A 15,906-nucleotide genomic window follows, 5' to 3' on the forward strand; every position below is an offset into this window, starting at 1 on the left:
CGGTATTTTCAAACAATTATTATTATTTAACATTTACAAAAAGCAAGATTTCTCCACAAAAGATGCAGTTTTAGACAACAAAATACAGATAGTTAATAAAAAAAACTCCATTCGGTTTGAATGGAGTTTTAAATATATTTAAGATAAATCTTATTTTACAAATTCAATTTTTTGAGCTTCTTCTTCATTAACACTATCAAAGAAACCTTGTTCATTCATCCAGTCATCGCTGAATACTTTACTCATGTAGCGTGAACCATGATCAGGGAAAATCGCTATAATATTACTGTCTTTTGTAAACTCACCTTCTTCTGCATATTGTTTAATCGCCTGCATTACTGCTCCAGATGTATATCCAACAAATAAACCTTCTTTACGAGTGATTTCTCTTGCTGAGTGTGCACTTTCTTCATCGGTCACTTTCATGAATTTATCGATGATGTCGAAATCTGTAGCTGATGGAATTAAATTTTTACCTAAACCTTCTATACGATATGGGTAAATTTCTTTGCTGTCAAACTCTCTTGTTTCATGATATTTTTTCAATACTGATCCAAAAGCATCAACACCTAAGATTCTAATATTCGGATTTTGCTCTTTTAAGAATTTCGCAGTTCCTGAAATTGTTCCTCCGGTTCCGCTGCAAGCAATAAGATGTGTAATTTTTCCTTTTGTTTGTTCCCAGATTTCGGGACCTGTAGTGTTGTAGTGGGCATCAATATTTAGCTGGTTGAAATATTGATTAATGTAAACTGAACCTTTTGTTTCCTCGTGTAAACGTTTTGCTACATTATAATAAGATCTTTCATCATCTGCAGAAACGTGGGCCGGACAGACATACACTTTTGCTCCTAAACTTCGCAGCATGTCAATTTTGTCCTTAGATGATTTTGAACTTACGGCCAGAATACAATTATACCCTTTTATTATACTTACCATTGCTAAGCTGAAACCTGTATTACCAGATGTTGTCTCAATTATGGTGTCGCCTGGTGATAATATTCCTTTTCTTTCGGCTTCTTCAATAATATATAACGCTATTCTATCTTTTGAGGAATGACCTGGATTAAAAGCTTCTACCTTTGCGTAGAAATTTCCTTCTAACTCTTCGGTGATTTTATTTAGTTTAATAAGTGGGGTGTTACCTATTAACTCTAAAACATTATTATAAGCGTTTATTTCTTCTTTCATAAAAAAATAGTTAATCGAAGGTATTTTTAAATAACCTTGATAGGTTGCAAATTTAACAAAAAATTTCTAATTAGCTTTTAATTTTTTCTAAATCTAATAAAAAACTAAATTCTTTTGCTAAGTCTTTTAAAGCCTCAAAACGTCCTGAAGCCCCGCCATGTCCGGCATCCATATTAGTATCTAAAAACAATTGATTGTTATTTGTTTTTAAAATTCTCAATTTGGCGACCCATTTAGCTGGCTCCCAATATTGTACCTGCGAATCATGTAATCCTGTAGACACATACATATTTGGATAATTTTGCGCTTTTACATTGTCGTAAGGTGAATACGACAACATATAATCATAATACTTTTTATTATTTGGGTTTCCCCATTCGTCATATTCTCCTGTTGTAAGCGGAATACTGTCATCCAGCATTGTTGTAATAACATCTACAAAAGGTACCTGAGCAATAACGCCGTTGTATAATTCTGGTGCTTCATTTACAATAACACCCATTAAAAGTCCTCCTGCAGATCCACCTTCAGCATAAAGATGTTCTGGCGAAGTATATTTCTCGTCTATTACAAATTTAGAGCAATCGATGAAATCTGTAAAGGTATTTTTCTTTTTTAACAGTTTTCCGTCCTCATACCATTGTCTTCCTAAGTCCTCTCCTCCTCTAATATGTGCGATTGCATAAACAAATCCGCGGTCTAATAAAGAAAGTCTTGTTGATGAGAAATAAGTATCCATTGTAATTCCGTATGAACCGTAAGCATAAAGAAGTAACGGATTTTTACCGTTTTTCTGCAGTCCTTTTCGGTAAATCATCGAAATTGGCACTTTTACTCCATCTCTTGCAGTTGCCCAAACACGCTCTTCTACGTAATTTTCTTTATCAAATTTTCCTCCTAAAACCTGCTGTTCTTTTAAGATCTCTTTGGTTTTAGTTTTCATATTAAAATCAATTACCGAAGATGGTGTTGCCAGCGATTGATAACTGTAACGCAGAATATCGGTATCAAAATCGATATTTGTAGTAGTGAAAGCACTATAAGTTTCACTTCCAAATGGCAGATAATAATCTGGTTCGTCGTTCCAAGGCATAATTCTGATATGATTTAAACCATTAGAACGCTCTTCTACCACTAAATAGTTTTTAAAGATCTCAATATCTTCTAATAAAACATCTTCTCTATGCGGAATCACATCAACCCAATTTTTTTTGCCTGTTTTATTTTCAGGCGTTTTCATCAATTTAAAATTGGTTGCTTTGTCTTTATTCGTTAAAATATAAAATGAATCTTCGTAATGAGAAATACTGTATTCTAAACCGCGTACACGAGGCTGAAACACTTCAAACTCTCCATCTGGATTGTCGGAATTCAGGATTCTATATTCAGTCGTTAAAGTACTTCCTGAACTAATTACAATATATTTTCTTGATTTTTCTTTGTTTACCGAAACATTAAAAGTATCGTCGGTTTCATTATAAACCAAAACATCCGAAGCAGAATCTGTATTTAATTTATGTCTGAAAATTTTATCAGCTCTTAAAGTAACTTCGTCCTGTTTGGTATAAAAAATAGTTTTGTTATCATTTGCCCAAACAGATCCGCCTGTAGCATTTTCGATTTTATCAGCCAGAATTTCTCCTGTTTCGAGGTTTTTAATTTGAATTGTATAAATTCTTCTTCCTACAATATCGGTTCCAAAACTCGCAAATTTGTTATCCGGACTTATACTTAAACCTCCTAATTTAAAATATGCATGGCCTTTTGCTAATTCGTTGCAGTTGAAAAGAATTTCTTCATCTGCCGAAAGACTTCCTTTTTTTCTGGCGAAAATAGGGTAATCCTGTCCCGTTTCAAATCGTGTAATGTAGAAATAACCGTTATAAAAATAAGGAACAGACGAATCGTCTTCTTTAATTCTTCCTTTCATTTCCTCATATAAAGATTCTTGTAAACCTTTTGTATGAGCCGTCGATTTTTGGTAGTATTCGTTTTCTTTATTCAGATAATCGATAACTTCTGGATTTTCTCTGTCATTCAGCCAAAAATAATTATCGATTCTTGTTTCTTTATGTTTCTTTAATGATTTTGGAATTTCTTTAGCCTTTGGAGCCAGTATATCGTTCTGCATTGATTTAATTAAGCATTAGGTTTTTAATTCGGAGACGCAAAAATACTACAATCACATATAGAACGAAATTAAATTTTTCATAAAATATTCTATTGTAATCATACAGCAATATACTAATTTTGTATGAAATAATATTAAAATCAACAAAAAATGGATTTAATGGGAATGATGGGTAAACTTAAAGAAACCCAGCAAAAAATTGAAGATACAAAGAAACGCCTTGATACTGTTTTAATTGACGAACAAAGCGCTGATGGATTATTAAAAATTACAGTTACTGCAAATAGAAAAGTAAAATCAATCTCTATCGATGATTCTCTTTTAGAAGATAAAGAACAATTAGAAGATTACTTAGTTGTAACTCTAAACAAAGCAATCGAAAAAGCAACAAGTGTAAATGAAAGAGAACTTGATGCTGTTGCCAGAATGGATATGCCTTCTATTCCTGGAATGGATAATTTGTTTAAATAATTTTAAGAAACAAAGGTTCAGAGATACAAAGGGACAAAGGTTTTTTATTATGAAAACCTTGAATCAAAAAAAGACGCAAATAATGCGTCTTTTTTTTTAACCTTTGCCCCTTTGTCCCTCTAAACCTTTGTCCCTCTTTCCTAAATCTTCGAAAGCGTTTCAACTACATAAGTATGCATTACCTCTTTATAATCTAAATGCGTAACAATTCTAAGTTTATTGTGCCCTAAAGAACTTATTAAAATATTTTTCTGTTTTAATTTTTCTATCAAAAGCTGATCGCTGTAGCCTTCTGCTAATGAAAAAATCAAAATATTAGTTTCAACTGGTTCTACTGAAGCCACCCAAGATTTGGTGCTTAAAATTGCTCCAATTTCTTTTGCTCTGCGATGATCTTCGGCTAGACGTTCTATATTGTTTGCCAAAGCATATAATCCCGCTGCTGCCAAATAACCTACCTGACGCATTCCACCACCTAATATCTTCCTGATTCTCAACGCTCTATGAATATCAGCTTTACTTCCAAGCAAAACAGAACCAATTGGAGCTCCTAATCCTTTAGACAAACAAACTGAAATAGTATCGAAAATAGCTCCAAACTCCTTCGGGTTCTGTCTTTTAGCAACCAATGCGTTCCAAATTCTGGCACCATCTAAGTGGAACTTCAAATTATTAGCGTCACAAACTTTTTTAATATCTCTTAAATCCTGCAATTCATAACAAGCGCCGCCCCCTTTGTTTGTTGTATTTTCTACACAAACCAAACTCGTCAGCGGACTATGGTAAAATTCCGGATCGTTTATCGCTGCAGCAACCTGTTTTGCATTTATCATACCGCGGTCTCCATCTAACAAACAGCACGAAACACCGCTGTTAAAAGAAACTCCTCCTCCTTCATAATGAAAAACATGAGCATATTTATCAGCAATTAACTGTTCACCCGGCTGTGTATGAAGTTTAATTGCAGTTTGATTTGCCATAGTTCCAGACGGAAAAAAAAGTCCAGCTTCCATACCAAAAAACTCGGCTACTCTTGTCTCTAATTCGATAACCGTAGGATCTTGCTTGTATACATCGTCGCCAACGTGAGCGTTAAACATATACTGAAGCATCTCATACGTAGGCTTAGTAATGGTATCGCTGATTAAATTTATTTCCATATAAAACTATATATTTTGGACTGCAAAATTACGTATAACTGTTTGTTAATAATCTCAAGTTTTAATAAATTTTAACTTAGAGATTACATAGAACCAAATTAACGTAATATTTATAAAAAACATATAAAACTAGCATTAATAATTCAAAAATTGATTTCTTATTTTTCTAAACAATTGTTTTTACTAAAAAATTAGTTCTCAAATATCTCTCTTTTTTGCACCATAATTTATAGCTGTATTCTAAAAACTAAATCTTATTTTTGTACAACGAAATTAAGCATTGGGTTTTAAAATCTAAACCAATGCAATATCAACAAAAAACATCTAAAACAAGTTATTAATTTATGACAACAGCCGAACAAGTAAAAGGTATTGTGGAGCGCCTTGGTGCGTTGAGGAGGTATCTTTGACGTTGATGCCAAGCTAATCGAAATTGCAAACGAAGAAGAAAAAACTTTTGCTCCTGACTTTTGGAACAATCCTAAGGAAGCAGAAAACATTGTAAAAAATCTTCGAAACAAGAAAAAATGGATTGAAGATTATGATAAAGCCGTATCTCTAACAGATGAATTACAGCTTGCTTATGATTTTTATAAAGAAGGTGAGCTTTCTACAGAAGAATTAGACGAACAATACAATGTAACTCAGTCTCATATAGAAAACATCGAATTCAAAAACATGCTTTCTGACGAAGGTGACAGTTTAAGTGCAGTAGTTCAAATTACGGCCGGAGCCGGAGGAACAGAGAGTTGTGACTGGGCCGGAATGCTGATGCGTATGTACATGATGTGGGGAGAAAGTTATGGTTACAAAATAAAAGAACTTAACTTTCAGGAAGGTGATGTAGCAGGAATTAAAACTGTAACTTTAGAGTTTGAAGGCGATTATTCTTTTGGTTATTTAAAAGGCGAAAACGGAGTTCACCGTTTGGTTAGAATTTCTCCTTTTGACAGTAATGCTAAACGTCATACTTCGTTTGTGTCTGTATATGTTTATCCGCTTGTTGATGACAGTATCGAAATTGACATTAATCCTGCCGATATCGAAATTACTACGTCGCGATCAAGTGGTGCCGGAGGACAGAACGTAAATAAAGTTGAAACAAAAGTTCAATTAGTACATAAACCAACCGGAATCCAGATTCAGTGTTCTGAGACAAGATCACAACAGGACAACAGACAGCGTGCTATGCAGATGCTTCGTTCTCAATTGTATGAAATTGAGTTAAAGAAACAACAGGCACAACGCGCCGATATTGAAGCCGGAAAAATGAAAATCGAATGGGGTTCGCAGATTCGTAACTACGTAATGCAGCCTTATAAATTAGTAAAAGACGTTCGTACAGGTTATGAAACCAGCGATGTCGACGGCGTTATGAATGGAAATATAGATGCATTCCTGAAAGCCTATTTAATGATGATGGGACAGAAGGAAGAGGAATAGTATTCAGTCGCAGTCTCAGTTTTCAATAAACTGAGACTGTACTGAGACTGAAAACTGAGACTGAAAACTAAAAAAAATAGTTATGATAAAATGGGCAGATGTAATTCATTTTACAAATAAAGGAAATCCAACTCCGGATAAAAGAGTGGAGAAAACAGAAGAAGAATGGAAACAGCTTTTAACTCCTGAAGAATATCAGGTAACACGTTTAAAAGGAACTGAAAGATCCTTCAGCTCTGAAATGTGCAGTTTATTTGATCCCGGAATTTACGAATGCAAATGCTGCGGAACTGTTCTTTTTGATGCGAGTGAAAAATTTGAATCAGGAACAGGCTGGCCTTCTTTTACACAGCCAATTAAAGAAAATGCAATTGGTTATCATGCAGACAAATCATACGGCATGATACGTGTTGAAGTTGTCTGTAATGTATGCGACGCACATTTAGGACACGTATTCCCTGATGGACCTCCTCCAACAGGTTTACGATACTGCATAAATGCTATTTCACTATCAAAAATTAAAGAATAAATTCTACAAGCGATTCCTTCAAAAAAAAGCGAATCGCTTTTTTTTAATCTTCACTGAACTAAACAATTAACAAAACAAATGTAAGTCGCTACTTATCAATTAAATTATTTATTTCCTACAGCATCAAAATTAAGACAATTAAGTCAAAAACACAGCTACAGCAATTCCAAACATTAAAAAACTTTCAGTAATTTAATAGTTAAAATGTTAATTTTGTAATATTTAGACTTCTATTTTAAATATTTATTAAGAAACATAAAAAATTTATTAGGTAATTAAAATCTAATTTGTTTTATTTGGCAAAAATTAACCCTAAGTCGATTAAAATTGTCAATGAGATCCTATTCAATTCAAGAAATTAATGAAGTAATTAATGGCGTAATTTACGGCACTACTTCGCAGAACATTACCGCAACTGAGCAATTAGAAAAAGCTACAACTTCAGAGATTTCTTTTATAGGAAATAAAAAATACGAAAAATACTGGTCGACATCAAATGCATCTATTGCAGTTGTAAACGAGGATATTTCGATTGAGCCTGGTGAAAATCGCGCTTTTATTAAGGTTAAAAATGCAGATTTGGCCATGTCACAAATCCTTGCTCTTTTTGCTCCTCCTACACCAATATTCCATAACAATATACACAAAACTGCCAGTATAGACGAAACAGCTGTAATTGGCGAAGGTGCTAAAATTGGTGCGGGATGTTATATTGGACCTAAAGTTGAAATTGGTGCTAATGCAACAATTTACCCAAACGTTACCATTCTAGACGAATGTACTATTGGAAAAAACACCATTATCTGGTCGGGAAGCGTTGTACGTGAGCGTTGTCATATTGGAAGCGATTGTATTATTCACCCAAATGCTACAATTGGAGCTGATGGTTTTGGATTTCGTCCTTGCACTGAAAAAGGTTTAGTAAAAATTCCTCAAATTGGAAATGTAATTATTGGAAACGGAGTTGAAATTGGAGCCAATTCCTGCGTTGACCGTGGAAAATTCAGTTCGACCGTTTTAGGCGACGGCTGTAAAATCGACAATTTAGTACAGATTGGACATAACAGTAAATTAGGCCGATTCTGTATTATGGCAGGAAACAGCGGTTTAGCAGGTTCTGTAACTTTAGGAAACGGAGTTATCATTGGCGGAAGCGCTTCTATAAAAGACCATACCACAATTGGTGACGGAGCTGTAATTGGCGCCGGATCTGGTGTTACTGGAGACGTTCCTGCCGGAAAAACAATGCTGGGTTATCCGGCTGTAGAAGCTCGTGATGCATTAAAACAATGGGCAATGTTAAAACGAATGGTTTGTGCTCCTAAAAAATAATCTGTAATTCTAAATATTTTTAAACACATAGAAACATAAATTTTGTTTTCGCAAAAGGCATTTCATTTGCATTAACAAATATAGGCTATGTGTAAATGATATATCATTTTTTTAATCTTTATTAAGAAAACTAAAAACCTATGTTTCTATGTGTTTAAATTAATTACACGCAATCGTTTATATAAAAAACATCCGCTGCAACGGATGTTTTCTGTTTTTATAAGGCTTCACATTCGAAACCAATTACTTTCATTAAAAAAATTACCTTTTCAATACTATCATCTTTACATTCAAATCGCAGAATATTATCACAATCTTCAAGATCAAAATTCCATTTTGAATTGGGAAATAACCGATTCAGTTTTGGGGTAACTTTCTTTACTTTCGAAATACTGTCAACGTTTGTTTTGAATACAAAAATCATAAATTTTAATGGTTTTGAATTTTACTTAAAATCTTAGAATCGATGTAAAAAGTGCCAAACGGAATTACGCAGGCCAAAAGCACTTTCCAGGTTGTGTCCTTAAATTTCCAGTTCTGTTCTACTCCAACACTTAAAGTGTTAAAAACAAAAAGCAGAAATAAAGCGCCATGAATTGTTCCAACAGGTCTCGTTAAAAATGGCATTTCAAAAACATATTTCATTGGCATTGCAATAAAAAGCAGAATTAAAAGTGACGTTCCTTCAAGGAAACCAATAATTCGTAATCGTCCGGTATTTGTATTGAATAAATTTTTCATAATTATCTAAAATAAGGTCGGCTTGCAAGAGGAGAAAATGGCCACGGAATGGCAATAAAAATAATTATCAAAGCAATTGAAAACCACAAAAACATGGTTCTGAATTTTTGCTCATCAGAAAGTTTTCTTTTGGCTAAAGCCGAGCCAATTGTAATGAAAACTATCGCAGTTAACATTAAAAAGATATGAATAATTCCAAAGAATGAAGCATCCAGATTTAGAAAAGCATCTTTGTAATTTCTCCAGAAATATTTCACAATTGGACTCTGCATATAAACCAAAATTCCAAAAAGAAGCTGGATATGAGCAATTGTTGCTGTCCAGTGCCGTATGAGATTATCTTTTTTGGTAAAAGGAAGTTTTTGAGAATAACCTTTGTAAGCGATATACATAGAATATAATAAGCTTAATAATACGAGCCATCTTATAAAAGAATGGCCTGATAAAATAGTTTGATACATTGTTTTTTGATTTAGACAATGCAAATATATTCAAAAAAACATACTAATTAGTATGTTTTGAAAAATAATTTTATTTCAAACCGTCCAAATACTTCTTAAGTTCTTCTAAATAAACAAGATATACTGAATTATCATTTTGAAGTTTTCCAAAATTTCGTATTCCCCAATAGCCTGAAAGGATAAAAAAAGCTACTTGTTCACCAATAACATCTTTGCGAATCAAACCAGATTCTTTACCTTTTTCAATTGAATTTATAATTGTAGTTTTCCATAAATTGACTAATTCAGTCAAAGCTTCGCTAAACTTAGTATTCCAGGGCGTCATTTCCTGAGTAAGATTTCCAACCGGACAGCCATATTTTACCTGCAAAAAAGGATCTTCCAATAACAGGTATGAAATCATATTATAAAAATCTTGAATTGGATTTTGAGAAACCTCTGTTGGTTTTATAAAATGTTCCTGCATTGTTGGCTTTAGAATTTCTTCTATAATTGCAACTCCCATTTCATCTTTATTTTTAAAATGATAATAAAAAGCTCCTTTTGTAACTTGAGTTGTTGCAATAATTTCATCAACACTAGTAGTTTGATATCCTTTAGTGTATATCAATTCAAATGCTTTATGAAGAATAGTAAGTCGGGTATTGGCAGCTTTAGACATAAAAAATACTAATTGGTATGAAAAAGCAAATTAAAGAAAAATAATTGGTGTAATTGATTTAAACACATAGAAACATAGATTTAAAAAACTTCAAAAGGCGTTTCATTTGTTTAAACAAACATAGTAAGGCTATGTGGTAGAAACTAGTTTCTTTTTGCTTCTTTCTTAAAACTATAAATCCCGATAGCTATCGGGAATGTTTCTATGTGCTTAAATAAAAAACCAGGATTATAAAATTTTTCTTAATTCACAAAGCAATCGGTTTATTTCAATTGATTTTGTAAATTAGCCAACACTATTTTGTAAAATCAATATTATATCATGGATTTAAACTTCAATAAAAACGAAGATCACAATAAACTCTTACTTTCAGAATTAAAACAAAAATTTGCCAAAGTAAAATTGGGCGGAGGCGAAAAACGAATTGAAAAATTACATGCCGAAGGAAAAATGACGGCTCGTGAACGTATCGATTATTTATTAGATGAAAATTCAAATAGTATTGAAATTGGCGGTTTTGCCGGCGAAGGAATGTACGCTGAACACGGCGGATGTCCTTCTGGCGGAGTTGTAATTAAAATAGGATACATAAAAGGAAAGCAATGCATTGTGGTTGCCAATGATGCGACGGTAAAAGCCGGAGCCTGGTTTCCAATAACAGGAAAAAAGAATCTTCGAGCGCAGGAAATTGCTATCGAAAACAGACTTCCAATTATATATTTAGTAGACAGTGCCGGAGTTTACCTTCCTATGCAGGATGAAATTTTTCCTGACAAAGAACATTTCGGACGCATTTTTAGAAATAATGCTCAAATGAGCAGTATGGGAATTACACAAATCGCTGCCGTTATGGGAAGCTGTGTTGCCGGAGGTGCTTATCTGCCCATTATGAGCGATGAAGCTTTAATTGTAGATAAAACAGGCAGTATTTTTCTTGCCGGAAGTTATTTGGTTAAAGCAGCAATTGGAGAAACTATCGACAACGAAACTCTGGGCGGCGCAACAACACACTGCGAAATTTCTGGAGTTACAGATTATAAAGCTAAAGATGACAAAGATGCTTTAGATAAAATTAAAAATATTGTAGATAAAATTGGTGATTTTGATAAAGCCGGCTACAGCCGAATCAAAGCTGAAAAACCAGCTTTAGACCAAAATGACATTTACGGAATTTTACCAAAAGCCAGAACAGATCAATACGACATGATGGAAATCATAAAACGTTTGGTTGATAATTCAGAATTTGAAGCCTATAAAGAAGGTTACGGACAATCATTAATAACCGGTTATGCCAGAATAGACGGCTGGGCTGTTGGAATTGTGGCGAACCAGCGAAAAGTGGTAAAAACCAAAAAAGGAGAAATGCAGTTTGGAGGCGTAATTTATTCTGACGGCGCTGATAAAGCAACCCGTTTTATTGCAAACTGCAATCAAAAGAAGATTCCGCTGGTATTTTTACAAGATGTTACCGGATTTATGGTAGGTTCAAAATCTGAACATGGCGGCATTATTAAAGATGGTGCTAAAATGGTAAACGCAGTAAGCAATTCTGTTGTACCAAAATTTACAGTAATTGTAGGTAATTCTTATGGTGCAGGAAATTATGCGATGTGCGGAAAAGCCTATGATCCAAGATTAATTTTCGCATGGCCAAGTGCAGAACTTGCTGTTATGGGAGGAACTCAGGCTGCTAAAGTTTTGGCGCAAATTGAAGCTTCTTCGCTTAAAGCCAAAGGCGAAGTTATTGATGAAGCCAAAGAAGCAGAATTATTCAATAAAATAAAAGCACGTTACGACGAGCAGACTTCTCCGTATTACGCAGCTTCAAGATTATGGACAGATGCTATTATCGATCCGCTTGATACCCGCAAATGGATCTCAATGGGAATCGAAGCAGCAAACCACGCTCCTATTCAAAAACCATTTAATTTGGGAGTTATTCAGGTTTAGCAGTTTGAAAATTTTGAAAAGCTGTTAAATAAATATCAAAAAACTTATTTTCAGATACTTAAATTAAATATATCATTAAAAATTAGTAACTTTATATGTAATTTTTAATCACGTAGTATCATGGAAAATGTTAAAAGCTTAAATAAGTGGGCGAATTCGCATACTTATTTACCAGTAGATTTGGTGCGTATTATATTGGGTGTTTTTTTATTTATGAAAGGAATTTCATTTGTAACAAACATTCAGTATTTACATGATTTAATTTCTCCTATAGATCAGTTTGGGGGCGGAATGTTTCTTTTGCATTATATTGCACCGGCCCACATGATTGGAGGCATAATGATTGTATTCGGGCTGCTTACCCGCTGGGCAATTGCAGCTCAATTACCTGTACTATTTGGTGCTGTTCTCGTTAATTTTATGGGACGCATGCACTCTGAAAGTTTAATTCTTGCCATAGTAGTTTTACTGCTTTGCATCTTCTTCTTATTTTACGGAGGAGGAAAACACTCAGCCGACTATTACTTTAAAATGCAGCAATAAAAAATTTTATCCTCAACTATTCTACAAATGTTGAGGATAAAATAATAAAGCTACTTTTAAGAAGTAATTAGCACTTAAAATTTCATTTATTGTGTTTTATGAACTAAATTCGCAGCCATGAATTGGATTCGTAAAACCATATTTTTTGTATCACTTTTGATCATAGGACTTTTTGCTGCTCAGGCAAACGAGTTTCCTGTGCAAAAAAATGAAAGTCAAAAAACGGATACCAATTTCTGCAAAGAAACAGTCGATTCATCAGCATTTATTCAGCCTCAGGGCAGTTATCAATTTGCTGCAAATATTAAAACAGATACAGCCGTTGTCATCAAATGGTTTGATGCGCTGTTAGTTGTTATACCGCCTCATAAAGCAGTTAAATCTGCATTTAACTTTACAAATCAGTTTACTACTCAGAGCAAAAAAATCATGTTATTGCTCTACGCCTTCCATTTTTTCTGGTAAATAAAACTTGAATTTTATTCTGAAGAGCAATTCTTCACAAATAAGTAAACCGTTTTCATCCTGAAAACTGTTTATCGTTTCATTTATTTTTCACCAAAAACTTAAATCAAAAATGGAAACAAGTGTAACCATAATTGGTATTGTGATCGCCATCATAGTAGCCATTCCAATGTATTTTTCAGCACGCTCGAGCGCTGCAAACAAATCAAGAATATTAAACATCAAAAAGAAATTCAATCCAAATAATCCGGAGCAATTTGATTTGACTGAATCTCAAAGCAACAAAACACTTACGATCGATCAAAAAAACAGAAAATTCATTTTAATGAATTTCAATCCAAATCAACAGGAATCTACTTATGTAGATTTAAAAAGTGTTTCGTCTTGTAAATTAGTTTTAACTACAGAAGGCAGTTCAGATACAATCGTAAAAATCGATTTTGAATTTCAGGATAAAGAAACTTCTAGAAAAATAATAATTCCATTCTATGATTTTGACGATGACCGCATTAAACAAATAAGCGTTTATCAGGATCATATGTTTGCGAAAAAATGGCTTAAAATCATTCAGGATTCTATTTAATGTTAGTTATTTAATTCAGTAGAAAGAGGCTCTTTATGGGTCTCTTTTTTTTTGTTAATTAATATGATATTTGTCATTTTATACCCCAGTTTCGTGTAGTAATTTTGGTGAAAACTAAATCCGTCTTTATGAAAATTTCACTAACCCAAAAGTACAATGTACCAGGGCCAAGATACACCAGTTATCCTACCGTACCTTATTGGAATGAAGCTGCTTTTACGATAGAAGAATGGAAATCATCATTTCAAAGAGCGTTTTCTGAAAGCAATTCTCAAAACGGAATAAGTTTATACATTCATCTTCCATTTTGCGAAAGCATGTGCACATTTTGCGGCTGCAACAAACGAATTACAAAGAATCATACTGTTGAAGAAAAATACATACAAGCCGTTTTAAAAGAATGGAGATTGTACTGCAATTTATTACCTGAAAGACCTCTTATAAAGGAAATTCATTTAGGAGGCGGAACACCTACTTTTTTTTCGGCACATAATTTAGAGCATTTAATAAATGGTATTTTCAGTTTTGCAAATAAAGCCGAAAATCATGAGTTTAGCTTTGAGGGACATCCTAATAACACTACCTACGATCAATTAAAAAGATTATTTGATTTAGGCTTTCGCCGGGTTAGTTTTGGAGTTCAGGATTATTCTGAAAAGGTACAAAAAGCAATCAACCGAATTCAGCCTTTTCACAATGTGGCCAAAGTAACTTTTTGGGCCAAAGAAATTGGTTACACTTCTATAGGACACGATATTATATTTGGGCTTCCTTTTCAAACGGTTGAAGATGTAATTGATACAGTCGAAAAAACCAATTCTGTAAAACCAGACAGACTGGCATTTTACAGCTATGCTCACGTGCCTTGGATAAAAGGAAACGGACAACGTGGTTTTAATGAAGAAAACCTCCCAAAAGATGCCGAGAAAAGAAAACTTTATGAAACCGGTAAACTATTACTTTCTACAAATGGGTATCATGAAATTGGCATGGATCATTTTGCTTTAAAATCTGATAGTTTATATCAGTCGGCGCAAAACAAAACAATGCATCGAAATTTTATGGGTTACAGTGCTTCTAAAACACAGCTTATGATTGGTTTAGGAGTTTCTTCAATTAGCGACAGCTGGTATGGCTTTGCACAAAACACTAAAAATCTGGAAGATTACTATCAAATTTTAGAATGGAACCAGCTTCCGGTTGTAAAAGGCCATATTTTAAATAATGAAGATCTTATCATCAGAAAACATATTTTAAACTTAACCTGTGAGCTTGAAACATCCTGGAGCAATGATTCTTTATATTTTAAAGAACTGCCTGAAGTTTTATTATCTCTAAAAGAAATAGAAAACGATCAATTGATTTTAATTGAAGAGAATAAAATAAAAATTACTGAAGCCGGAAGACCTTTTGTTCGTAATATCTGTATGGCTTTTGATTTACATTTAAAAAGAAAGTCACCGGAAACCAATTTGTTTTCGATGACGGTTTAATGACAATTAGGAGTTCCCTGAACAAACAAACTCATATTTGAAGGAGATAAATAGGGAATTCCTAAACCTAAACCTCTCAGAATAAACAAAATTCCAATAATTACTGCAACATAAGGAATTGCTTTTTGAATCTTATTTCTAAATGGTAATTTTAAAAGTGATTTTACATAAACCACAATTGTCATTAAAGGAATAGTTCCTAATCCGTACAGAAACATATACAAAACACCAAAGCCGGCACTCTGCATGGCAATTGCCCCAAATAAAGCAACATAAACCATTCCGCAAGGCAAAAATCCATTAAGTAAACCAATTGTAAAAAGAGATTTATAACTTTTCTTTTTAAACTGGCTTCCTAAACTTGATTTTATGTTTGAGATAATTTTATAAACGGGTTTTGAAAAGTTGTATCTCGCAAATATTTTTCCTGGTATCAAAGCAATTAAAATCATTGCTATACCAATAAAAATAGACATTCGCTGCTGCATTCCTGCCAGGAAAAATCCCCTGCCCAATAATCCGAAAATTAAACCAATTGCAGCATATGCTGTTAACCTTCCTAAATGATAAGTAATAATCTGCGTTACTTTTTTAGCTTCATTTTGATGATCAACAGGAAGCATCATAGCAATTGGCCCGCACATTCCAACACAATGCAGACTGCTGATAAGACCTAATATAAAAGCTGAAAACAACATTTTATTTGTTTTTTATAATTAATTCAGACAAATATGTAGCCCCTGCGAGACATT

Annotated in this window: 17 protein-coding genes; 9 read left to right on the forward strand and 8 right to left on the reverse strand. The window is 33.5% G+C overall.

Annotated elements, in window-relative coordinates; genetic code table 11:
* Positions 1 to 150: 150 nt before the first annotated feature.
* Both ACTJIW_RS05535 and ACTJIW_RS05540 read right to left on the reverse strand, forming a co-directional pair.
* The gene (locus tag ACTJIW_RS05535) at positions 151 to 1,191 is read right to left on the reverse strand and encodes a PLP-dependent cysteine synthase family protein (protein WP_012024623.1); all 1,041 of its coding nucleotides are present in this window, start codon (positions 1,189 to 1,191) and stop codon (positions 151 to 153) included.
* 70 nt (positions 1,192 to 1,261) lie between these two features.
* On the reverse strand, positions 1,262 to 3,322 hold the full coding sequence (locus tag ACTJIW_RS05540; protein WP_433810211.1) for a S9 family peptidase: 2,061 nt from the start codon (positions 3,320 to 3,322) through the stop codon (positions 1,262 to 1,264).
* Positions 3,323 to 3,472: 150 nt separating this feature from the next.
* On the opposite strand from ACTJIW_RS05540, the gene ACTJIW_RS05545 reads away from it, so the two are divergent.
* Positions 3,473 to 3,793 (forward strand): YbaB/EbfC family nucleoid-associated protein, encoded by a 321-nt coding sequence (locus ACTJIW_RS05545; RefSeq protein WP_121361669.1) that lies wholly within the window; start codon positions 3,473 to 3,475, stop codon positions 3,791 to 3,793.
* 140 nt (positions 3,794 to 3,933) lie between these two features.
* On the opposite strand, the gene ACTJIW_RS05550 is transcribed toward ACTJIW_RS05545, so the two are convergent.
* On the reverse strand, positions 3,934 to 4,953 hold the full coding sequence (locus ACTJIW_RS05550; protein WP_012024620.1) for a threonine aldolase family protein: 1,020 nt from the start codon (positions 4,951 to 4,953) through the stop codon (positions 3,934 to 3,936).
* Positions 4,954 to 5,297: 344 nt separating this feature from the next.
* On the opposite strand from ACTJIW_RS05550, the gene prfB reads away from it, so the two are divergent.
* The 3 genes from prfB to lpxD all read left to right on the forward strand — a co-directional run bounded on the left by prfB (position 5,298) and on the right by lpxD (position 8,257).
* A protein-coding gene (gene prfB / locus ACTJIW_RS05555) for a peptide chain release factor 2 (protein WP_121361670.1) occupies positions 5,298 to 6,396 on the forward strand; the annotation gives its coding sequence in 2 pieces (ribosomal slippage) (positions 5,298 to 5,360 and positions 5,362 to 6,396; 1,098 coding nt in all).
* A gap of 82 nt (positions 6,397 to 6,478) precedes the next feature.
* A complete protein-coding gene (gene msrB, locus ACTJIW_RS05560) occupies positions 6,479 to 6,925 on the forward strand; it encodes a peptide-methionine (R)-S-oxide reductase MsrB (protein WP_012024618.1) in 447 nt (148 codons plus the stop codon).
* A gap of 333 nt (positions 6,926 to 7,258) precedes the next feature.
* The gene (gene lpxD / locus ACTJIW_RS05565) at positions 7,259 to 8,257 is read left to right on the forward strand and encodes a UDP-3-O-(3-hydroxymyristoyl)glucosamine N-acyltransferase (RefSeq protein ID WP_440715022.1); all 999 of its coding nucleotides are present in this window, start codon (positions 7,259 to 7,261) and stop codon (positions 8,255 to 8,257) included.
* Between the two features lie 217 nt (positions 8,258 to 8,474).
* Here the strand turns inward: lpxD and ACTJIW_RS05570 are convergent, their stop codons facing one another.
* From ACTJIW_RS05570 to ACTJIW_RS05585, 4 genes are all read right to left on the reverse strand, one after another.
* The gene (locus ACTJIW_RS05570) at positions 8,475 to 8,681 is read right to left on the reverse strand and encodes a hypothetical protein (RefSeq protein WP_073409753.1); all 207 of its coding nucleotides are present in this window, start codon (positions 8,679 to 8,681) and stop codon (positions 8,475 to 8,477) included.
* A gap of 5 nt (positions 8,682 to 8,686) precedes the next feature.
* On the reverse strand, positions 8,687 to 8,998 hold the full coding sequence (locus tag ACTJIW_RS05575) for a DUF3817 domain-containing protein (RefSeq protein WP_073409752.1): 312 nt from the start codon (positions 8,996 to 8,998) through the stop codon (positions 8,687 to 8,689).
* Positions 8,999 to 9,000: 2 nt separating this feature from the next.
* Entirely contained in the window at positions 9,001 to 9,459 is a 459-nt protein-coding gene (locus ACTJIW_RS05580) for a hypothetical protein (protein WP_440715021.1), read from the reverse strand.
* A 70-nt stretch (positions 9,460 to 9,529) separates the two neighbouring features.
* Positions 9,530 to 10,120 carry a TetR/AcrR family transcriptional regulator gene (locus ACTJIW_RS05585; RefSeq protein ID WP_433810199.1) on the reverse strand — a complete coding sequence of 197 codons (591 nt, stop codon included), beginning with the start codon at positions 10,118 to 10,120 and terminating at the stop codon, positions 9,530 to 9,532.
* Positions 10,121 to 10,441: 321 nt separating this feature from the next.
* On the opposite strand from ACTJIW_RS05585, the gene ACTJIW_RS05590 reads away from it, so the two are divergent.
* The 5 genes from ACTJIW_RS05590 to hemN all read left to right on the forward strand — a co-directional run bounded on the left by ACTJIW_RS05590 (position 10,442) and on the right by hemN (position 15,154).
* Positions 10,442 to 12,070 carry an acyl-CoA carboxylase subunit beta gene (locus ACTJIW_RS05590; protein WP_440715020.1) on the forward strand — a complete coding sequence of 543 codons (1,629 nt, stop codon included), beginning with the start codon at positions 10,442 to 10,444 and terminating at the stop codon, positions 12,068 to 12,070.
* 120 nt (positions 12,071 to 12,190) lie between these two features.
* The gene (locus tag ACTJIW_RS05595) at positions 12,191 to 12,613 is read left to right on the forward strand and encodes a DoxX family protein (protein ID WP_012024611.1); all 423 of its coding nucleotides are present in this window, start codon (positions 12,191 to 12,193) and stop codon (positions 12,611 to 12,613) included.
* 117 nt (positions 12,614 to 12,730) lie between these two features.
* A complete protein-coding gene (locus ACTJIW_RS05600; protein ID WP_440715019.1) occupies positions 12,731 to 13,078 on the forward strand; it encodes a hypothetical protein in 348 nt (115 codons plus the stop codon).
* A gap of 112 nt (positions 13,079 to 13,190) precedes the next feature.
* Positions 13,191 to 13,661 carry a hypothetical protein gene (locus ACTJIW_RS05605; RefSeq protein WP_149207899.1) on the forward strand — a complete coding sequence of 157 codons (471 nt, stop codon included), beginning with the start codon at positions 13,191 to 13,193 and terminating at the stop codon, positions 13,659 to 13,661.
* A gap of 128 nt (positions 13,662 to 13,789) precedes the next feature.
* Entirely contained in the window at positions 13,790 to 15,154 is a 1,365-nt protein-coding gene (gene hemN / locus ACTJIW_RS05610) for an oxygen-independent coproporphyrinogen III oxidase (RefSeq protein WP_440715018.1), read from the forward strand.
* Here the strand turns inward: hemN and ACTJIW_RS05615 are convergent.
* On the reverse strand, positions 15,151 to 15,852 hold the full coding sequence (locus ACTJIW_RS05615) for a sulfite exporter TauE/SafE family protein (RefSeq protein ID WP_440715017.1): 702 nt from the start codon (positions 15,850 to 15,852) through the stop codon (positions 15,151 to 15,153). The two genes, hemN and ACTJIW_RS05615, sit on opposite strands and share 4 nt — an antisense overlap.
* Positions 15,853 to 15,906 lie beyond the last annotated feature (54 nt).

The organism is Flavobacterium sp. 22659, from assembly GCF_052044235.1.
In the GTDB taxonomy this organism is placed as follows: Bacteria; Bacteroidota; Bacteroidia; order Flavobacteriales; family Flavobacteriaceae; genus Flavobacterium; species Flavobacterium johnsoniae.